The organism is Amycolatopsis anabasis (assembly GCF_009765355.1).
Classification (GTDB): Bacteria; Actinomycetota; Actinomycetes; order Mycobacteriales; family Pseudonocardiaceae; genus Amycolatopsis; species Amycolatopsis anabasis.
On sequence record NZ_VTHK01000025.1, the window covers coordinates 41,174 to 59,958 of the forward strand.

Genomic DNA, 18,785 nt, shown 5'->3' on the forward strand with positions numbered 1-18,785 from the left:
CCCGGTCAGAGGTTGCCGCGGCGTTCTTGTTCGCGCTCGATGGCCTCGAAGAGGGCCTTGAAGTTGCCCTTGCCGAAGCCCAGCGAGCCGTGGCGTTCGATCAGCTCGTAGAACACGGTCGGGCGGTCGCCGATCGGCTTGGTGAAGATCTGCAGCAGGTAGCCGTCCTCGTCCCGGTCGACCAGGATCCGGTGCTCCTTCAGCACCTCGATCGGCACCCGCACCTCGCCGATCCGCGCCCGCAGTTCCGGGTCGTCGTAGTAGGAGTCCGGAGTGGACAGGAACTCGACGCCCGCGTCGCGCATGGCGGTCACCGTGGTGATGATGTCGTTGGTGGCCAACGCGATGTGCTGGCAGCCCGCGCCGTCGTAGAACTCCAGGTACTCGTCGATCTGCGACTTCTTCTTCGCGATCGCCGGTTCGTTGAGCGGGAACTTCACCCGGTGGTTGCCGTTGGACACCACCTTGCTCATCAGTGCCGAATACTCGGTCGCGATGTCGTCGCCGACGAACTCCGCCATGTTCACGAAGCCCATCACGCGGTGGTACCAGTCCACCCAGTAGTCCATCTTGCCGAGTTCGACGTTGCCGACGCAGTGGTCCACGGCCTGGAACAGGCGCTTCGGCGCGCCCTCGGGGCGCTTCACCGTGCTCTCGCGGGCCTCGAACCCGGGCAGGTACGGGCCGGAGTAGCGGGAACGGTCGATCAGCGAGTGGCGGGTCTCGCCGTAGGTCGCGATCGCCGCGCGGCGGATGGTGCCGTGCTCGTCGGAGACGTCGTGCGGTTCCTCGAGAACCGTCGCGCCCTGGGCCCGCGCGTGCGCGACACATTTGTCCACATCGGACACTTCGAGGGCGAGGTCGGTGACGCCGTCGCCGTGCCGGCGGTGGTGGTCGAGCAGCGGCGAATCCGGCTTCACCCCGCCGGTGATCACGAACCGCGCCGAGCCGGACTTGAGCACGAACGCCTTGCTGTCGAAGTTCCCGGTCTCCGGGCCGGAATAGGCGACCAGCCGCATGCCGAAGGCGGACTGGTACATCCACGCGGTCTGCGTCGCGTTGCCGGCGACGAACACCACCGCGTCCAGCGCCTTGACCGGGAACGGGTCGGTCGAAGAGTCGTGGTCGACCAGGCCGACGAGTTGCCGGAGCTGGTCGTAGCTGACGTCATCGAGCGCGGGGCTCGTGCCTTGGGGATCGACGGTCTGCGTCATGACTCCTCCAGTGGTGGGACAAGCGGTACTTCGCAGAATGCGCGTGAGGAGGCAAGATGAGCAACAGTCGGCTGATTTGCTGGGCAATCTGACCAGCGCACGGCGAAGTCGGCAGGTCAAACTGGGCAATCTGCGCAGGAGGTTGGAGATGGCCGAGGAACCGCTCGACGCGCTGGACGCGCGGCTGCTGCTGTTGCTCACCGACACGCCGCGGCTGGGCGTGCTCGAATGTGCCCGGCGGCTCGGGGTGGCGCGCGGGACCGTGCAGGCGCGGCTGGACCGGCTCGCCGCGCGCGGCGTGCTCGGCGGGTTCCCGCCCGAGCTGGACCTGGCCGCGATGGGCTACGGGCTCACCGCGTTCGCGGTGCTGGAGATCGCGCAGGGGCGGCGCGCGCAGGTCGCCGCGGCCCTGGCGGCCATCGACGAGGTGTGCGAGGTGCACGCGACGACCGGCCAGGGTGACCTGTTCGTGCGGATGGTGGCGCGGGACAACGACGATCTGCAGCGGGTGATCGACGAGGTGGTGGGCGTGCCGGACGTCCGGCGCACGTCCACCTCGATCGCGCTGTCTACGCCGGTGCCGCCTCGGGTGCGCCCGTTGCTGGAGCGGACGGCACGGCGATGACCGTGTCCATCGCGTGCTCGAGATACCGCTTCGCGGAGCGCTGGACGACCTCGTGCCCGTCGGTCCGGACGACCGCGTCCCACCAGGCGCCGTAGATCGCCTCGAACTGGTAGGGCGCCAGCAGTTCGGCCGCGCGCCGCACGATGCTCGGGCGTTCCGGGATGAGGTTCGGGTAGCTGTACATGAAGCCGACGTGCGTGCGGTCCGGGATGACCTGCACGATGTCCCCGGACAGCAACGCCCCCTTGCCCCGCTCGCCGTCGCGCCAGTGCAGCACCGTGCCGCCCGCGAAGTGCACGCCCAGGTTGATCAGGGTCAGCTCGGGGGCGAGCCGCTTGGTCGTCCCGCTCCACAGCTCGACGGCCGGGTCCGGCCGCCCGATCCACTGCCGGTCGTTCTCGTGCAGGTGGATCGGCACGTCGAAGGCGCGGCTCCACTCGATCATCGTGGTGTAGTAGTGCGGGTGACTGATCGAGATGCCGGTGATGCCGCCGAGTTCGTTGATCTTCGCGACGATCTCGTCGTCGAGGTAGGCGGCGCAGTCCCAGAGGAAGTTCCCGGACTCGGCCCGGACCAGCAGCGCGCGCTGCCCGATGGCGAACCCGGGTGTGCTGCCGATGCCGAGGACGCCTTCGCCCTGCGGCTCGATCCGGGCCACGCGATCGCTTGCGACCAGCTCGGCGAAATCGGTCCACTGCTGCCCGGAGGCGGGCACGTACTGGCGCTCGTCCTCGCAGATCGGGCAGTCGGGCCGCGGCTGGTCGTACTGCATGCCGCAGGTGACGCAGATGGGCAGCGTCGGGTCGTTCTCGCCGGTCATGGCACCCCCGTGTTCCGGTGTGCCGCAAACGTTAGTCCGAACGAGAACCCATGCGCCAGTATTGATGTTCGCACTGGTCACGTTCCGTTCCGCCGCGCCGGGAATGGCACGGCGAAACGGAACTTCGTGACCTGGCCGCGGGGCCTCAGCCGGTGTAGGGAACCGCCTTCACCAGCGTGACCTTCTGCATGCTGCCGTTGGGCAGCTCGTACTCGCGGGCTTCGCCTTCCTTGGCGCCGAGCAGCGCCTTGCCCAGCGGGGATTCGGGGGAGTACACGTCGAGCTCGCCCTCCGCGCCCTCTTCCCGGGTCGCGAGCAGGAACTTCTCGTCCTCGTCGTCGCCTTCGTAGCGGACGGTCAGGATCTTGCCCGGTTCGGCGAGACCGTCGTTCGCGGGTGCTTCGCCCACCTTCGCGGCGCGGAGCAACTCCTGCAGGTGCCGGATACGGGCCTCGTTCTGGCCCTGCTCCTCGCGGGCCGCGTGATAGCCACCGTTTTCCTTGAGGTCGCCCTCTTCCCGGCTGTCGTTGATCCTCGCGGCGATGACCGGACGAAGCTCGATCTTCTCCTCGAGTTCGTGCTTGAGCCTGTCGTAGGCATCCTGAGTCAGCCAGGTCACCTGGGTGTCGCTCACGGCCACCATCTCCTCATAGTGCCTGCCGGGCCTGGGTATACAGACCGGCGGCCGCGCGGACATGGCGTGCCCGCACGGCTGAGATAAAGGAAAAACACGGCCCGCCAGGGGCCGTGCCGGTAGATCAGGATAACACGGGGGCGCAGTCGACCGCCGCCCGTTTTGCGGCAATTCGGACGTTAGGCGCTGGTTTCACCCCGTTGGCCGCTACGGGGTTGACAAGTATGACGGTACGTCATATGAGCAGCCAAAGATATCCGCCGTCACCGGACGGTCGATGCTCTTGATCACAGTGGTCAGCGTGGTGCTCGTGCCACCTGGTGGGACGAAGATCTCCTTGCGGCCACTCTCCGCGCCGGAAAGGTCACGGACCCGCACGATGCACACCCCCGCGCGACCGGGATCGTCCCTGGTCACGTCGATGGTGATGGACATGGCGTTGCCGGGCTTCTCCTCGAACCCGATCCGCTGCGCCTCGATCGGCGCGGCGCCCAGATTCCGGTACCCGACATAGGCGATGGTGGCGCCGACCAGCACGGCGATCGCGCCGAACACCCAGATTCGCCACTTCGGCGGGGCGCCGCGGCGCGTGGAGCCGTAGCGTCCCTCCGGCAGCGCCCGGCCTCTGCTGCTCGCCGGGGCGGATCCGGTGCTCAAACGCGGGCCTCCGATCGATCTTGTCGTACCCGTGGGGACAATGGTCAGTATCCGCGCGGGCGCTGCGCGGGGCGGCATCGGGGTCGCAGGGAATACCAGTACAGAGAGGGTCGTTTTTCGCATGGTGGGATCCGACGACCAGAGGAGAGCGGCTGAGATGGGGGCTGGCATGCGGCTGATGGCGGTGCACGCGCATCCGGACGACGAGTCGAGCAAGGGTGCGGCGACGATGGCCCGCTACGTCGCCGAGGGACACCAGGTCATGGTGGTGACCTGCACCGGCGGCGAGGCGGGGAGCCCGCTCAACCCGGCGATGGATACGCCCGAGGTGCGGGCCAACATGACCGAGATCCGCCGGGAGGAGATGGCCCGCGCGGCGAAGATCCTCGGCGTCCAGCACCGGTGGCTCGGCTTCGTCGACTCCGGGCTGCCCGAGGGCGATCCGCTGCCGCCGCTGCCGGAGGGCTCGTTCGGCGTGGTTCCGCTCGAGGAACCGACCGAGGCGCTGGTGCGGGTCATCCGCGAGTTCCGGCCGCACGTGATCCTCACCTACGACGAGAACGGCGGCTACCCGCATCCGGATCACATCCGCACGCACGAGATCTCGGTCGCCGCGTTCGACGCGGCCGCGGAGCCGGACCGGTTCCCGGACGCCGGCGAGCCGTGGCAGCCGCTCAAGCTCTACTACCTGCACGGGTTCTCCCGGGCCCGGATGCAGGCGTTCCACGAAGCGCTGACCGAGCGGGGCCTGGAGTCGCCGTACGAGGACTGGCTCAAGCGGTGGGATCCGGACAAGGCCGACATCATGGAACGCGTGACCACGCGCGTCGAATGCGCCGACTACTTCGAGGTCCGGGACGAGGCGCTCAAGGCGCACGCCACCCAGATCGACCCGAACAGCCGGTGGTTCGCCGTGCCGCTGGAGATGCAGCGCGAACTGTGGCCGACCGAGGAGTACGAGCTGGTCCGCTCACTTGTGGACAGCACGCTTCCGGAGGACGATCTGTTCGCGGGCGTCCGGGAGAAGGTGGATATATGAGTGTTGCGCCGGTGCTGACCATCGGGTTGAACAAAGCCGCGATCGTGTTGGCCCAGCAGCCGGGCAACGGCGGTGACAAGGGCGGCCAGGGCGAGGACTTCGGCAAGTCCTCGCCGCTCGGGCTGCTGATCCTGATCCTGTTCCTGATCGCGGTCGCGCTGCTGGTCCGTTCGATGACCAAGCACCTCAAACGCGTCCCGGCCACCTTCGACCCCGAACCCGAGCAGTCGGAAATCCCCGAGGCGAAGGAAGAGGCCGCGGAGCCCACCCCCGAGACCAAGCCCGCCGAGGCGGCCAGGAAAGACGAGGCGAAGAGCCCGCCCGCCTAGCGGCACGCGCCGAAAGCGCGTGCACTTTCGGGCCGGGCGGTGGCGCTTCCCCGCCACCCCCTTCGGGTCAGAGGCGGGGGTCGACGGGGTCGGATTCCAGGGCGAGGACCGCGAAGACGCATTCGTGGATCCGCCAGAGCGGTTCGCCGCGGGTGAGCCGGTGCAGGGCCTCCAGGCCGAGCGCGTATTCCCGCAGCGCCAGCGCCCGCTTGCGGCCCAGGCTCCGGTCCCGCAGCCGGGTCAGGTTCTCCGGCAGCGTGTAGTCGGGCCCGTAGATGATCCGCAGGTACTCCCGCCCGCGCACCTTCACCCCCGGCTGCGCCAGCCCGCGCGCCCCCTTGGTCAGGTTGTCCGCGGGTTTGACCACCATGCCCTCGCCGCCCGCGCCGGTCAGCTCCTCCCACCACGCGGTCGCGTCGGCGACCGCGGCCGCGTCGGTCGTGTCGACCGTCCGGTTCGCCGTCACCGCGAACAGGTCCGGATCCACCGCCGCCAGCCGTTCGGCCAGCGCCAGGTGCCACGCGTGCGGGCGGTCGTGGTACCCGGTCCGCTCCGAAGCCAGCAGCTGGAACGGCGCGAGCCGCACGCCCTCGAGCCCCTCGGTCTGCCAGCAGTACCGCCGGTAGGCCGCGCGGTAGCCGGTCACGTCCGCCTCCCGCTGCCGGGTCCGCGCCAGCAGATCGGCCACGTCGACGCCCCGCTCACCCGCTGCGGCCAGTTCGTCGATCGCCGTGGGAAGCACCGCCTGCGCGGCCGCCCCGACCGACGCGTACTGATCCGCGATCAGCGCACCCGCCTTCAGGCTCCACGGCATCAGCTCCGCGTCCAGCAGCAGCCAGCCGGTGTCCAGCTCGTCCCACAACCCGGCCGCGGTCACCGCGGCCCGCACCCGGGCGAGCAGTTCCCCGGCGCGCGCGAAGAACGGGCGTCCGGTCCGGGTGTAGACCGCCCCGTCACCGGCGATGCCGAACCGTTCCGGCGCGACGCCGGAGTCGCGGCAGACCAGCACGACCGCCCGCGAGCCCATGTGCTTCTCCTCGCACACCACGGACTGCACGCCTGCCGCGCGGTACTCCGCGAACGCCTGCTCCGGATGCTCCAGGTATCCGTCCACAGTGGACGTCGAACCGGGCGCCATGGTCGGCGGCAGGTACAGCAGCCATCGCGGATCGGTCGCGAACCGGCTCATCACCTCGAGCGCGGCGGCGGACTGCTCCGCGGAAACCCCGACCCGCCCGTGGTCGCGCGTGTGGATGACCCGCTTGCCGGTCACGTCCGCGAGTTCGAGCACCGCGGGCTCCCGGCGGCGCACATCCTCGGCCACCGGCGGCAGTTCTTCCCGCGGCAGCAAGGGTTTCGTCGGCTCGTACCAGACCCGCTTGGCCTTCACCGCGACGACTTCCCGTTCCGGGTAACGCAACGCGGTCAGCTTCCCGCCGAACACGCACCCGGTGTCCAGGCACATCGTGCCGTTGATCCACTCCACTTCCGGCGTCGGCGTGTGTCCATAGAGGACCATCGCGCGGCCTCGGTAGTCGCGGGCCCACGGCAGCCGCACCGGCAGGCCGTATTCGTCGGTTTCGCCCGTGGTGTCGCCGTACAGCGCGAAGCTGCGCACCCGCGCCGACGCGCGCCCGTGGTAGCGCTGCGGCAGCCCGGCGTGCGCGACCACCAGCGAACCGCCGTCGAGCACGTAATGCGCGACGAGCCCGTCGCAGAACGCCTCGGCCCGCGCGCGGAACTCCTCGTCCTGCGCGGCGAGCTGGTCCAGGGATTCGGCGAGCCCGTGCGACACCCGCACCTTCCGGCCGCGCAGCGCGCGCACCAGCTTCTGCTCGTGGTTGCCGCACACGACGATCGCGTCGCCGCGTTCGGCCATGCCCATCACCAGCCGCAGCACGCCCGGGGTGTCCGGCCCCCGGTCCACCAGGTCGCCGACGAACACCGCGGTCCGGCCCGCCGGGTGCCGAGCGCCGACCGCGCGTCCCCGGTCGTCCCGCTCGATCAGGTATCCCAGCTCGGTGAGCAGTTCCTCCAGTTCCTCGCGGCAGCCGTGCACGTCCCCGAGCACGTCGAACGGCCCGGTCAGCTCGCGCTTGTCGTTCAGCAGCGGCTCGAGGACGATCTCCGCCTCGGCCACCTCCTGCTCGGTGCGCAGCACGTGGATGCGCCGGAAACCCTCGCGCTGCAAGGACTTCAGCGAGCGCCGGAGTTCGCCGCGCTGGCGGCGGACGACGTGCGGGCCGAAGTCGCGGTCCGGCCGGTCGGCGTTGCGCGCCTGGCAGACGTTCTCCGGCAGGTCGAGGACGATCGCGGTGGGCAGCACGTCGTGCTCCTTGGCCAGCCGGATCAGCTCGGCCCGCGAACCGCGCTGCACGTTGGTCGCGTCGACCACGGTCAGCCGCCCGGCCGCGAGCCGCTTGCCCGCCACGTAGTACAGCGCGTCGAACGCCTCGGCGGAGGCGGACTGGTCGTTCTCGTCGTCGGCGACGAGCCCGCGGAACGTGTCGCTGGACAGCACCTGGGTCGGCGCGAAATGCGTCCGCGCGAACGTGGACTTCCCCGAACCGGACGCGCCGACGAGCGCGACCAGCGACATCGCCGGGATGGTCAGCTTCACTTCGCACTCCCTTCGGCTTCGGTGAATACGGCGAGCTGGGTCGGCGGGCCCACCTCGGGGTCGTCCACGCCGACCGGCAGGTACCGGACCTGGTACCCGTGCGAAGCGGCCACGCGCGAGGCCCACCCGCGGAACTGCGCCCGGGTCCACTCGAAGCGGTGGTCGCTGTGCCGGTAGGTCCCGGCGGGCAGGGTCTCGAACCGCACGTTGTACTCCGCGTTCGGGGTGGTGACGACGACCGTGCGCGGGCGCGCCACCGCGAAGACGGCGTGCTCGAGCGCGGGGAGCCGGTCTTCCTCCACGTGCTCGATGACCTCCATCAGCACCGCCGCGTCGTACCCGGCGAGCGCCGGATCGGCGTAGGTCAGGGCGGACTGGCGCAGCGAGATCCGGCTCCGCGCGTGCTCGGGCATCCGGTCCAGCCGGAGCCGCCGCTCGGCGGCGTCGAGCGCGCGGGAGGACACGTCCAGCCCGACGATCTCGGTGAACGACGGCTCCCGCAGCAGCACGCGCAGCAGGGCGCCGCCGCCGCAGCCGAGGTCGAGCACGCGCTGGGCGCCCGCCGCGCGCAGCACCGCGAGGACGCTGCCCTGGCGCTGCACGCTCAACGGCTCGGGCTGATCGGGCGCCTCGGTGACCCGGGCTTCGGTGAGCGCGTCGTCCCCGGGCTCGAGGTCGTCCGCCTCGGCCAGCCGGGACAGCGCGTAGTCCACATAGGTCTTGCGCCGGACCAGGTACCGGTTGGTGATCAGCTCCTTCTCCGGGTGGTCGCCCAGCCAGCCTTCGCCCGCGCGCAGCAGTTTGTCGGCCTCGTCCTGGCTGACCCAGTAGTGCTTGGCGCCGTCGAGCGCGGGCAGCAGCACGTACAGCTGCCGCAGCGCGTCGGCGAGCCGCAGGGTTCCGGTGAGCGTGAGGTCGAGGTACCGGGACTCACCCCACTCCGGGAATTCCGGGTCCAGCGCCACCGGGGCGCCCTCGACCCGCCAGCCGAGTGGTTCGAACAACCGCCGGACCACCTCGAGCCCGCCGGGCGCGGACAGCGAGGGCACGCGGATCCGCAGCGGCAGTTCCTCGGTGACCAGTTCCGGCCGGGCGGCGCAGCGGCCGTTCAGCGCGGTGCCGAACACCGCGCGCAACGCGACCGCGAGCTGCGAACCCGCGGCGTAGGGCCGGTCGTTGACGTACTGGGTCAGCGTCGCCGGGCCCCGGCCGCGCACCAAAGCGATCGGGTCGATCTCCACGAGCAGCGCGGCGGTGCACTCGTCCTCGGCGGCGCGCGGGTAGAAGACGTGCGCGGTACCCGCCGAAAGGCCGAACGCCTGTGCCTTGTCCGGGTGCTTGTGCAGCAGGAAGCCGAGGTCGGTCGCGGGCCGCCGGTTCGTGGTGATCGTCAGTAACACCCGGACAGTCTGCCTCGCGCGGGGTGCCCGGCACAGGTGTTTTTCGCTTCGCCGCCAAGGCAACGCCACGTCGCCGCGCTCGGGCTCGAGGTCCGTGACACCCTGGAGGCATGCCCAACCGTCTCGTTTCCGCCACCAGTCCCTACCTGCTCCAGCACGCGGGAAACCCGGTCGACTGGTGGCCGTGGGGACCCGAAGCGCTGGCCGAGGCCAAGCGCCGCGACGTGCCGATCCTGCTGTCGGTCGGCTACGCGGCGTGCCACTGGTGCCATGTGATGGCGCACGAATCGTTCGAGGACCACGACACCGCGGCCCTGATGAACGAGAACTTCGTGAACATCAAGGTGGACCGCGAGGAGCGGCCGGACATCGACGCGGTGTACATGACCGCGACGCAGGCGATGACCGGTCAGGGCGGCTGGCCGATGACCTGCTTCCTCACCCCGGACGGCGAGCCGTTCCATTGCGGCACCTACTATCCGCCGCAGCCGCGCCCCGGGATGCCGTCCTTCGGCCACCTGCTGGTCGCGGTCGCGGAGGCCTGGCGCGAGCGGCGGGCCGAACTCGCCGAGGGCGCGGCGCGGATCGTCGCGCACCTGACCGAGCAGACCGGCCCGCTGGAAGAGTCCGTTGTGGACGATGAGGCGCTGCACGCGGCGGTGGTGAAGCTCCGCGAGGAAGCCGATGCGGACCGCGGCGGGTTCGGGGGCGCCCCGAAGTTCCCGCCGTCGATGGTGCTGGAGTTCCTGCTGCGCCACTACGAGCGCACGGGTTCCGCGGATGCTCTGTCCATAGTGGAGTCGACCGCCGAGGCCATGGCCCGCGGTGGCATCCACGACCAGCTGGCCGGTGGTTTCGCGCGGTACTCGGTGGACGCGGACTGGGTCGTGCCGCATTTCGAGAAGATGTTGTACGACAACGCTTTGCTGCTCAGGTTCTACGCGCATCTCGCGCGCCGGACCGGCTCCGGCCTCGCCCGGCGCACGGCCGAGATGACCGGCGGCTTCCTGCTCGGCCACCTGAACGCGGCCGAGGGCGGGTTCATCGCTTCGCTGGACGCGGACGCCGACGGCGAAGAGGGCCTGACCTACGTGTGGACTCCTGAGCAGATCGCCGACATCGTCGGGGAAACCGACGCGGAGTGGGCGTGTGAACTGTTCTCGGTCACCGAGCACGGCACGTTCGAGAAGGGCGCGTCCACGCTGCAACTGCGGCGGGACCCCGACGACCCCGAGCGGTTCGACCGGATCCGCGACGCGCTGCTGGCGGTGCGCGAACTGCGGCCCCAACCGGCCCGCGACGACAAGGTGATCGCGTCCTGGAACGGGCTGGCCATCGCCGCGCTCGCCGAGGCCGGGGTCGCCCTGGACGCGCCGCACTACGTGCACGCGGCCGAACGCGCGGCGGAGTACCTGGTGCGAACCCATCTGGTCGACGGCCGGCTGCGGCGGAGTTCGCGGCACGGGGCGGTCGGCGCGGCGGCCGGTGTGCTCGAGGACTACGCGTGCCTCGCCGACGGGCTGCTCGCCCTGCACCAGGCGACCGGCGAACCGCGCTGGCTCACCGAGGCGATCGGGCTGCTCGACGTCGCCCTGGCGCGGTTCGCGGTCGACGGCGTGCCCGGGGCGTACCACGACACCGCGGACGACGCCGAGAAACTGGTGCAGCGGCCCGCGGATCCCGGCGACAACGCGAGCCCGTCCGGCGCGTCGGCGCTGGCGGGCGCCCTGGTCGCCGCGTCCGCGCTGGCCGGGCCGGAGCGGGCGGGCCGGTACCGCGAGGCCGCCGAGCAGGCGGTGCGGCGGGCCGGGCGGCTCGCGACCCGGGTGCCGAGGTTCGCCGGGCACTGGCTGACCGTGGCCGAGGCGCTGCGTGCCGGACCGGTGCAGGTCGCCGTGGTGGGCCCGGACGCGGACGCGCGGGCCGAACTGCGCTCGGCCGCCGCGCGGGCGGTGCACGGCGGCGGGATCGTGCTCGGCGGGGAGCCGGGCGCCGAGGGCGTGCCGCTGCTCGCCGACCGCCCGCTGGTCGGCGGCGGCGCGGCCGCGTACGTCTGCCGCGGTTACGTGTGCGACCGCCCGGTCACCACGCCCGCCGACCTCGTCCGGCAGCTCTCCTGACCTCGTCCGCTGAGGGTGAACGACGTCCTCGATCGGGTGATCCCGGCGTAGCGTGAGAAGCGATGTAATCATGTAATCGCTTCGGAGGCGATCGTCATGCACACGCACTTCAAGGTGGAGGGCTTCATGGGACGAGGCGGCTGGCGCGGCAAGGGTGGCTGGCAGCAGGGGGAGGCGCCGTCCGCGGACGACGCGCCCGCCTGGCTGAGCGGCCGCCTGCCCGGCGACTGGTTCACCGGCGCGCCCGAGGTCACGATCGACCGCGAGGAGATCCTGATCGTCGGCGAGCTCCCGGCGCTGGCGGACGACCACCCGGACGACGCGGCGCGGGCCGCTGCCGAGGCGGGCCGGATCAGCCGGTTCCGCGAGGAGACCCGGGACGCGCGGATCGAGATCGCGCGGCAGGCCGAGCATCGGTACCAGCGCAAGGTTTCCTGGGGCGCGCGGCTCGGCGGCACGCGCGAGCTGTTCACCACGCATTCCGCGCCGGTGATGACCCGGCTGCGCCAGCCCGAGCGGCTGGTGCTGGACACCCTGGTCGATTCCGGGGTCGCGCGGTCCCGGTCGGAGGCGCTCGCGTGGGCGGTCCGGCTGGTCGGCGAGCACGCGGACGCCTGGCTCGCCGAGCTGCGGGCGGCGATGTCCAAGGTGGACGATCTGCGCAGCAAGGGCCCCGACTTGGCTTAACGCTGCGAAGTCCGGGCCGGTGCGCGAGGCTTGGGGACATGGATCTTCCCGAGCTTCCCGCCAAGGTCGCGCCGGATTCGCTGACCGGCCTGCTCGACGGCCGCTGGGCCGAACTCCGCCGGAGCGTCCGCGAGCAGATGGCGAGCACCCGGTTCCGCGACCCGATCGACCTCGACCGCGCGGCGCATCGCGACCAGGTGCTCGACCAGTTGCGCGAGCTGGCGAAGACCGACCGGCCGCGGCTCGGGTTCGCCCGGGAGTACGGCGGTGGCGACGACATCGGCGGTTCGGTGATGTCGTTCGAGATGCTCGGGTTCGGCGATCTTTCGCTGATGGTCAAGGCGGGCGTCCAGTGGGGCCTGTTCGGCGGCGCCGTGCAACTGCTCGGCACCGCCCGGCACCACGAGCGGTACCTGCGCGCGATCATGGACCTCGACCTGCCCGGCTGCTTCGCGATGACCGAATCCGGGCACGGTTCGGACGTCCAGCACCTGCGCACCACCGCCACCTACGATCCGGATGCCCGCGAGTTCGTGATCGACACGCCGGAACGCATGGCGCGCAAGGACTACATCGGCAACGTGGCGCGGGACGGGCGGCTGGCCGTGGTGTTCGCGCAGCTGATCACCGGCGGCCAGGGGCGCGGGGTGCACGCGTTTCTGGTGCCGATCCGGGACGAGCGGGGCGCCCCGATGCCCGGGGTGGCGATCGAGGACTGCGGCGCGAAGGCGGGCTTGAACGGCGTCGACAACGGCAGGCTCACGTTCTCGCGGGTCCGGGTGCCGCGCGAGGCGCTGCTCAACCGGTACGGCGACGTGGCCGAGGACGGCACGTACTCCAGCCCGATCGAAAGTGACGGGCGGCGGTTCTTCACCATGCTCGGCACGCTGATCCGCGGGCGGGTCAGCGTCGCGGGCAGTGCGGGCAGCGCGACCAAACGCGCGCTCGCGATCGCCGTGCGGTACGCGGAGCGGCGGCGGCAGTTCGAGCGGCCGGGTGATCCGGACGAGGTGCTCGTGCTCGACTACCTGGCGCACCAGCGCAAACTGCTCCCCGCGCTGGCCACGACGTACGCGCTGCACTTCGCGCAGGAGGAACTGGTCGCCGAACTGCACGACCTGCAGAGCGCCGAGGGCGTGGACGAGCAGCGGCAACGGCGGCTCGAGTCCCGCGCCGCGGGCATCAAGGCGGTGTCCACCTGGCACGCCACGCACACCATCCAGACCGCCCGCGAGGCGTGCGGCGGCGCGGGGTACCTGGCGGAGAACCTGCTGCCGTCGCTGAAGGCGGACACCGACGTCTTCACCACGTTCGAAGGCGACAACACGGTGTTGCTGCAACTCGTCGCCAAGGGCCTGCTGACCAGCTACAAGGAGCAGTTCTCCGACCTGAGCCCGCTGGCGACCGCCCGGTTCGTGGCCGAGCAGTTCGTCGGCGCGGTGATCGAACGGACCGCCGCGCGCAAGGTGATCGAGCGCCTGATCGACGCGAGCCCGGCGCGGGACGACGAGGACGTCCTGTTCGACCGCGGCTGGCAGCTGAAGCTCTTCGAGGACCGGGAGGAGCACGTGCTGGACGGGGTGGCCCGCCGCCTGCGCCGCGCGGCCGCCGGGGACGCCGATCCGTTCGAGGTCTTCAACGACGCCCAGGACCACGTGCTGCGCGCGGGCCGCGTGCACGTCGACCGGATCGTGCTGGAGGCGTTCGTCGCCGCGATCGACCGCTGCGCGGACCCGGACGCCCGGGCACTGCTGGACCGGGTGTGCGATCTGCACGTGCTGTCGAACATCGAAGCCGACCGGGCGTGGTTCCTCGAACACGGACGCCTGACCTCGGCCCGCGCGAAAGCGGTCGTCGCCGCGGTGAACGACCTGTGCAAGCGTTTGCGCCCGCACGCCCGCACCCTGGTCGACGCGTTCGCGATCCCCGAACAGTTCCTCGCCGCCCCCCTGCTCGACGACTGACCGCCGAGGCTTGCTCAGGCGTAGGGCTCCTGCAGCTCGGTGACCCAGTCGTCCGGATTCTCCGGGCACTCGAGGTAGAGCTCACGCGGGTAGCCGGTGCTCCGGTGGCCGTTGGCGTCGATCCACCGGGCGAGGGACTGAACACGACGCGTCCCACTCCACGGCCTCACACGGTGTGAGAGTCAAGCACCACACCGCCTACGCGTAGTACGGCTCACCACGCTTCTCGACGCCATGCGTGATGCGGAGCCGAATCGACGGGTGGATGTTCAAATCGTCCAGGTGGCTGGCCTCGACCCACAGGACTTCCTTGCTTTCGCTGCTGGTGCGGAGTTCACCCCCGAGTGGGCGGGCCCGGAAGCAAATCGAGAACTCCTGCCGAACCTCACCGTCGTCGTACGCGATGACGTGGTTGGGATTGGAGTAAACGCCGATGAGCCCGGTGATCTCACACTCGATGCCGGTTTCTTCGCGAACTTCGCGTACGGCGGCCTCGGTGAGGGTTTCGCCGAGTTCGAGCTGGCCGCCCGGGATGGCGTAGCGGTCGTTGTCAGTTCGTCGGATCATGAGGACTCGGCCGGTGTCGTTCTCAATGAAGGCACTGACGGCGATCGCGATGCTGTTCGCGGCGGGGGCCTTGGGATCGTTGAGGTAGTCCACGCGTGCCATGCGAGCCTCCCCTAGAAGGTGGCGGTGTGGGAGATTTTCCAGGCTGTCTCGAAGCTTTCGGCATAGGTATCGAAGAGGTCCCCGGCGGAAAGTCGGCGTAGGTGAAATGCCGGAGCGTGGGCGCCCTGGACGCCATAAACGTGAGTGTTGACAATCATCTCGTCATCGAAGCGGAAGATCGAGTTGTAGAGCGTTGTGTTGTGGAATCGCATCTCAACACCGTCAACGTTTCGCAGTGGGCGATAGAAGGCCAATGCGTTATGGATGCGCGCCGAGAGCGTGCCGTCACCGAGCTGTTCCTCTACGCCGCGAAGGAGCACCGTGTCGCCCTCTGGGTCGCCGAAGAGCAGGCGAATTTTCGCTCCGGAAGCGGCCTTGTCCGACAGATCCTTGACAAATCGCGGTCGTTCGATCAGGAACAGGGCCGCATGGACCAGGATCTCCACTGTGTGAGCGGCCTCGTTGATAAGCCGGTCCCACAGTTCGACCGGGATCACGTTCCGGTGGGAGAACACGCTGACCACCTCAGCGGCGGCAATTTTGGCTTTGCGGTCGGGCGTTACCGCCTCGGGCCACAGGTAGCACTCGGCTTCGTGCGTCATAGCGGCGATCTTGTGCCGATGCTTCGGATAAGGAGTGCGCTCCTTGGTGATCCATCGCTCGACCGTCTTGGGATCGACCTCCACCGCGTTGGCCACGCATTCCAGCGTTAGTCCGTTGCGCAGTAACGCGTCGCGGAGCCGTTCGTTCGGCATAGCCACTCCCGATGTCCGTAGGGACGCCTTGAACGTACTCGAGACGTCCTCAGACGTCCCGCATCGTGGTGAACACGTCCGGCGGATTCGACGAGATTGGTCAGCAACGAGCGACTCGGAGGGGAGCGAACGGATGGTGTCTTCGGAGCTGATTCGGGCGTGGGAGGACGCGTACCGGGAGTACACCGTGGCGTCGGGATTGGCGGCTCGTTCGCCGAGTGCGGCGGTGGCTCAGGACCTGGCCGCGGCGTCTTCCGCGGTGGCTTCGGCTTGGCGGGCTATTCGTGCGCAGGGAGAGCACCCGTGGTGGCTGAGCGCGGCGATCGGCTCGGCGGTGGAGGCGTTCGAGGTGCAGGCGTCGGACTGGGCGGAGAGGGAAGGTGGGATGGATGGCGTTCAACGCGCAGTGGAAGCCGGGGATGGACGCGGTGGCGGGAATGCAAAAGGTTGGACCGGACTTGGCAGCCCCGGTGATCTATCTGGATCCGGACAGCCTGGCCTTACTGCCGCCAGGCGATCCGGCGAAGTGGCCAGAGTTCATCGGGCTCCTGCACCAAATCCGCGCTGGCGCGGCTGAGTTGGCCGAGTTCCTGGAGCGTTGAATCGATCAAGTTGAGGATTGCGGCCGCTACCTCCGGGGCTCAGCGCGCAGTTCGCGGTCCCGAGTGTGCGACTCGCGTGCCTGAGTGTGGAGTTCGGTTACCGGAACGAGGAACTCGGGCTACGGGATCGGGGGACTCGCGCGACCGGAACGCGGGACTCGCGATGGTCAGGGATACATCGCCAGCCAGATCGCGATGTAGTGGGACATCGCGGCGAGGACGGTGCAGGCGTGGAAGAACTCGTGGTAGCCGAAGGTGTCCGGCCAGTGGTTCGGCCAGCGGATGGCGTAGAAGATCGCGCCCGCGGTGTAGAACAGGCCGCCGACGAGCAGGAGGACCAGGGCCGCCACGCCCGCGTGGTTGAGGAGTTCGGGGAGTACGAAGACGGCGACCCAGCCCAGCGCCACGTAGATCGGCACGCCCAGCCAGCGCGGGGCGTGCGGCCACAGCAGCTTCAGGGCGACGCCGGCGAGCGCGCCGCCCCAGACCACGGCGAGGACGATGTAGCCGGTCGGCTGGGACATCGCGAGCAGGGTGAACGGGGTGTAGGTCCCGGCGATGAACAGGAAGATCATCGAGTGGTCCGCGCGCTTCATCCACTTGTACGCGGCGGGGCTCCACAGGCGGCGGTGGTAGAGCGCGCTCACCCCGAACACGCCGAGGACGGTGAGCCCGTAGATCGAGGTCGCCAGCGCGGCGGTCGCGGAGACCGTGGACGAGGCCAGGCTGATCAGCGCGGCGGCCGCGGCGACGGCGCCGAAGAAGGACCAGAAATGGATGTGGCCGCGGAGGCGGGGACGGGTGGCTGGGCCGGTGGGTGGGGGCTCGGTCACTACGCTCACGCGACCAGGCTACGGGACCGTAGGTTTTCCGCCAGTGGCCGTGGCGTGCCGCACGTTTTCGGCCTTGCGTACGCTGGCGCGACGTGAGTGTTCGGTCCTTCCTCTCCGACGTCGTCTACAGCATCTACTCGCGGCGGCTGATCCAGCAGGCCGCCGGTCGGCATCCCCGCCACATCGCGATCATGCTCGACGGCAACCGCCGGTGGGCCCGCGAGGCCGGGTTCACCGACGTCAGCGACGGCCACCGGGTTGGGGCCAAGAAGATCGCCGACTTCCTCAGCTGGTGCCGCGAGGCCGACGTCGAGGTGGTCACGATGTGGCTGCTGTCCACCGACAACCTCAACCGCTCGTCCGAGGAGCTCTCCGCGCTGCTGGAGATCATCCCGGACGTCGTGGACGAGCTGGCGCAGCCGCAGAACCCCTGGCGGCTGCGGATCGTCGGCGCGCCGGACGTCCTACCGGATGAGACGGCGGCACGGCTCGCCGCCGCGGCCAAGCGCACCGAGGGGCGCAACGGCATGGAGGTCAACATCGCGGTGGGTTACGGTGGCCGCCGCGAGATCGCCGACGCGGTGAAGAAACTCCTGCAGCAACACGCCGACGAGGGCACGTCAATTCACGAATTGGCGAAGATCCTGGACGTCGACCATATTTCGGAGCATTTGTACACTTCCGGGCAACCGGATCCGGACCTCATCATCCGGACCTCGGGCGAACAGCGTTTGTCCGGTTTTCTGCTCTGGCAGTCCGCGCATTCGGAATTCTGGTTCAACGAGGCGTACTGGCCCGCGTTCCGGCGGGTCGACTTCCTGCGGGCGCTGCGCGACTACGCGGTGCGACACCGCCGCTACGGAGCGTAGTAGTACGGCGGGCCCGGAGTCGCGACTCCGGGCCCGCCCTCAGGGTTGTCCAGGGGCTCAGTCTCCCAGCGGATTCATGATGAGCCACGGGGTGCGGGCGATGCCCGCGTAGGCACCCGCGACGAGCGACGCGGCCCCGTAGCCCAGCGCGCCGCCACCCTCAATGAACTGGTGATATGCGTCGTGGAACTGGATGCCCTCGAGGGGGTCGACGGCCTGCTGGGTCTGCGCTGCGGGACGCGGGGCGGGTGCGGGGGACTTCGCGGGTGACGCCATCGCGGTCCCGCCGATCAGTGTCAGGCCTGCGGCCAGGGCGGCCACGAAACCAGCCTTCTTCAGCACTTCGCACACTCCCTAGATCGAGGATTGGGCTCCGGGGGCTACCAGATCTCCTGTTCCGGCAACCTCCGGTGATGTGAAAATTACTACTGATTCCTTCGAATTGAAGCCCGGTGACCCCATTGTGTGAGTCCAAATCGGGTGACGTCACTCGGTCTGATTCATTGAACCGGCGCGAGCGTGCGGACGCCGAATTCGCGTGTTATAAGGCAACGCCCGGAAATAGGGTGAACAAATTGTGTAACAGCAATGTGCGAGGTGGCCCCGCCGGGGGTTCCCGGAGCAGGTGAATGATCACGGAGGGTAGCCGGTTGCGCTCTGCTGGTATCCCGCGACTAACCGTGAGATGACGAATCGGCGAATCACCTAGCTGGCTGCCTGCACGATCGGCCGATCGCAGGTAGCTTCCGAAGTGATGGCTCGTGACCTGTGCGGGTCGTCGCGGGAGGCCCTGGTCGTGGCTGTGGTGGAGGGAACGGTCCAACCGTTCGCGATACGCACGAGGGGGCCGGCACCAGGCCCTCGTGGCCGCGCCGGCTGACGCAAATCCGTCAGCCGGAGTGGACCAACCAGGGCAGTGCCCGGCCCAGCGAGTGCGGGCGTGGTGCC

General features: G+C 69.7%; 19 protein-coding genes. 8 read left to right on the plus strand and 11 right to left on the minus strand.

The window, feature by feature from the left end; translation table 11 throughout:
- Nucleotides 1–5 precede the first annotated feature (5 nt).
- Nucleotides 6–1,214, minus strand: a complete 1,209-nt coding sequence (hppD, locus tag FXO23_RS28915; RefSeq protein ID WP_158888630.1) for a 4-hydroxyphenylpyruvate dioxygenase — start codon at nt 1,212–1,214, stop codon at nt 6–8.
- 148 nt (nt 1,215–1,362) lie between these two features.
- On the opposite strand from hppD, the gene FXO23_RS28920 reads away from it, so the two are divergent.
- Nucleotides 1,363–1,839, plus strand: a complete 477-nt coding sequence (locus FXO23_RS28920; protein WP_158888631.1) for an Lrp/AsnC family transcriptional regulator — start codon at nt 1,363–1,365, stop codon at nt 1,837–1,839.
- Here the strand turns inward: FXO23_RS28920 and FXO23_RS28925 are convergent.
- From FXO23_RS28925 to FXO23_RS28935, 3 genes are all read right to left on the minus strand, one after another.
- A complete protein-coding gene (locus tag FXO23_RS28925) occupies nt 1,784–2,659 on the minus strand; it encodes an MBL fold metallo-hydrolase (RefSeq protein ID WP_158888632.1) in 876 nt (291 codons plus the stop codon). The genes FXO23_RS28920 and FXO23_RS28925 overlap by 56 nt on opposite strands.
- A 145-nt stretch (nt 2,660–2,804) precedes the next feature.
- Nucleotides 2,805–3,302, minus strand: coding sequence for a transcription elongation factor GreA (greA, locus tag FXO23_RS28930; RefSeq protein WP_158888633.1), 498 nt, complete (start codon nt 3,300–3,302; stop codon nt 2,805–2,807).
- A gap of 198 nt (nt 3,303–3,500) precedes the next feature.
- Nucleotides 3,501–3,950, minus strand: coding sequence for a DUF4307 domain-containing protein (locus tag FXO23_RS28935; protein WP_246257983.1), 450 nt, complete (start codon nt 3,948–3,950; stop codon nt 3,501–3,503).
- Between the two features lie 157 nt (nt 3,951–4,107).
- Between FXO23_RS28935 and mca the strand changes: the two genes are divergently transcribed.
- Nucleotides 4,108–4,989, plus strand: a complete 882-nt coding sequence (gene mca, locus FXO23_RS28940; protein WP_425484919.1) for a mycothiol conjugate amidase Mca — start codon at nt 4,108–4,110, stop codon at nt 4,987–4,989.
- Complete coding sequence (locus tag FXO23_RS28945; protein ID WP_158888635.1) at nt 4,986–5,318, plus strand: hypothetical protein; 333 nt, start codon at nt 4,986–4,988, stop codon at nt 5,316–5,318. Before mca ends, FXO23_RS28945 begins: the two co-directional genes overlap by 4 nt.
- A 67-nt stretch (nt 5,319–5,385) precedes the next feature.
- Here the strand turns inward: FXO23_RS28945 and FXO23_RS28950 are convergent, their stop codons facing one another.
- Both FXO23_RS28950 and FXO23_RS28955 read right to left on the minus strand, forming a co-directional pair.
- Nucleotides 5,386–7,938: a polynucleotide kinase-phosphatase gene (locus tag FXO23_RS28950; RefSeq protein WP_158888636.1), complete on the minus strand. Its 2,553-nt coding sequence runs from the start codon at nt 7,936–7,938 to the stop codon at nt 5,386–5,388.
- Entirely contained in the window at nt 7,935–9,338 is a 1,404-nt protein-coding gene (locus FXO23_RS28955) for a 3' terminal RNA ribose 2'-O-methyltransferase Hen1 (RefSeq protein ID WP_158888637.1), read from the minus strand. Before FXO23_RS28955 ends, FXO23_RS28950 begins: the two co-directional genes overlap by 4 nt.
- Before the next feature lie 110 nt (nt 9,339–9,448).
- Here FXO23_RS28955 and FXO23_RS28960 point away from each other — a divergent pair, with 110 nt between their 5' ends.
- The 3 genes from FXO23_RS28960 to FXO23_RS28970 all read left to right on the plus strand — a co-directional run bounded on the left by FXO23_RS28960 (nt 9,449) and on the right by FXO23_RS28970 (nt 14,109).
- Nucleotides 9,449–11,458, plus strand: coding sequence for a thioredoxin domain-containing protein (locus tag FXO23_RS28960; RefSeq protein ID WP_158888638.1), 2,010 nt, complete (start codon nt 9,449–9,451; stop codon nt 11,456–11,458).
- Between the two features lie 126 nt (nt 11,459–11,584).
- Entirely contained in the window at nt 11,585–12,145 is a 561-nt protein-coding gene (locus FXO23_RS28965) for a hypothetical protein (RefSeq protein ID WP_158888720.1), read from the plus strand.
- A 38-nt stretch (nt 12,146–12,183) separates the two neighbouring features.
- Entirely contained in the window at nt 12,184–14,109 is a 1,926-nt protein-coding gene (locus tag FXO23_RS28970) for an acyl-CoA dehydrogenase family protein (RefSeq protein WP_158888639.1), read from the plus strand.
- Nucleotides 14,110–14,123: 14 nt separating this feature from the next.
- On the opposite strand, the gene FXO23_RS28975 is transcribed toward FXO23_RS28970, so the two are convergent.
- The 3 genes from FXO23_RS28975 to FXO23_RS28985 are packed head-to-tail and all read right to left on the minus strand — an operon-like array spanning nt 14,124 to nt 15,533.
- Nucleotides 14,124–14,279, minus strand: a complete 156-nt coding sequence (locus FXO23_RS28975; RefSeq protein ID WP_218952180.1) for a GyrI-like domain-containing protein — start codon at nt 14,277–14,279, stop codon at nt 14,124–14,126.
- 28 nt (nt 14,280–14,307) lie between these two features.
- Nucleotides 14,308–14,778, minus strand: coding sequence for an NUDIX hydrolase (locus FXO23_RS28980; protein WP_158888640.1), 471 nt, complete (start codon nt 14,776–14,778; stop codon nt 14,308–14,310).
- Between the two features lie 11 nt (nt 14,779–14,789).
- The gene (locus tag FXO23_RS28985; RefSeq protein ID WP_158888641.1) at nt 14,790–15,533 is read right to left on the minus strand and encodes a DUF5919 domain-containing protein; all 744 of its coding nucleotides are present in this window, start codon (nt 15,531–15,533) and stop codon (nt 14,790–14,792) included.
- A 389-nt stretch (nt 15,534–15,922) separates the two neighbouring features.
- Here FXO23_RS28985 and FXO23_RS28990 point away from each other — a divergent pair, with 389 nt between their 5' ends.
- Nucleotides 15,923–16,135 carry a hypothetical protein gene (locus tag FXO23_RS28990; protein ID WP_158888642.1) on the plus strand — a complete coding sequence of 71 codons (213 nt, stop codon included), beginning with the start codon at nt 15,923–15,925 and terminating at the stop codon, nt 16,133–16,135.
- A gap of 167 nt (nt 16,136–16,302) precedes the next feature.
- On the opposite strand, the gene trhA is transcribed toward FXO23_RS28990, so the two are convergent.
- The gene (trhA, locus tag FXO23_RS28995) at nt 16,303–16,977 is read right to left on the minus strand and encodes a PAQR family membrane homeostasis protein TrhA (RefSeq protein ID WP_158888643.1); all 675 of its coding nucleotides are present in this window, start codon (nt 16,975–16,977) and stop codon (nt 16,303–16,305) included.
- Nucleotides 16,978–17,060: 83 nt separating this feature from the next.
- Between trhA and FXO23_RS29000 the strand changes: the two genes are divergently transcribed.
- Entirely contained in the window at nt 17,061–17,837 is a 777-nt protein-coding gene (locus FXO23_RS29000) for an isoprenyl transferase (RefSeq protein WP_158888644.1), read from the plus strand.
- Between the two features lie 57 nt (nt 17,838–17,894).
- Here FXO23_RS29000 and FXO23_RS29005 read toward each other — a convergent pair whose 3' ends face one another.
- On the minus strand, nt 17,895–18,179 hold the full coding sequence (locus tag FXO23_RS29005) for a hypothetical protein (protein WP_158888645.1): 285 nt from the start codon (nt 18,177–18,179) through the stop codon (nt 17,895–17,897).
- Nucleotides 18,180–18,785 lie beyond the last annotated feature (606 nt).

Bases quoted from the DNA above. Each gene is read 5' to 3' on its own strand.
- hppD (WP_158888630.1), bottom strand. From the start codon at position 1,214: ATGACGCAGACCGTCGATCCCCAAGGCACGAGCCCCGCGCTCGATGAC.
- FXO23_RS28920 (WP_158888631.1), top strand. From the start codon at position 1,363: ATGGCCGAGGAACCGCTCGACGCGCTGGACGCGCGGCTGCTGCTGTTG.
- FXO23_RS28925 (WP_158888632.1), bottom strand. From the start codon at position 2,659: ATGACCGGCGAGAACGACCCGACGCTGCCCATCTGCGTCACCTGCGGC.
- greA (WP_158888633.1), bottom strand. From the start codon at position 3,302: ATGGTGGCCGTGAGCGACACCCAGGTGACCTGGCTGACTCAGGATGCC.
- mca (WP_425484919.1), top strand. From the start codon at position 4,108: ATGGGGGCTGGCATGCGGCTGATGGCGGTGCACGCGCATCCGGACGAC.
- FXO23_RS28945 (WP_158888635.1), top strand. From the start codon at position 4,986: ATGAGTGTTGCGCCGGTGCTGACCATCGGGTTGAACAAAGCCGCGATC.
- FXO23_RS28960 (WP_158888638.1), top strand. From the start codon at position 9,449: ATGCCCAACCGTCTCGTTTCCGCCACCAGTCCCTACCTGCTCCAGCAC.
- FXO23_RS28965 (WP_158888720.1), top strand. From the start codon at position 11,585: ATGGGACGAGGCGGCTGGCGCGGCAAGGGTGGCTGGCAGCAGGGGGAG.
- FXO23_RS28970 (WP_158888639.1), top strand. From the start codon at position 12,184: ATGGATCTTCCCGAGCTTCCCGCCAAGGTCGCGCCGGATTCGCTGACC.
- FXO23_RS28980 (WP_158888640.1), bottom strand. From the start codon at position 14,778: ATGGCACGCGTGGACTACCTCAACGATCCCAAGGCCCCCGCCGCGAAC.
- FXO23_RS28985 (WP_158888641.1), bottom strand. From the start codon at position 15,533: ATGCCGAACGAACGGCTCCGCGACGCGTTACTGCGCAACGGACTAACG.
- FXO23_RS28990 (WP_158888642.1), top strand. From the start codon at position 15,923: ATGGCGTTCAACGCGCAGTGGAAGCCGGGGATGGACGCGGTGGCGGGA.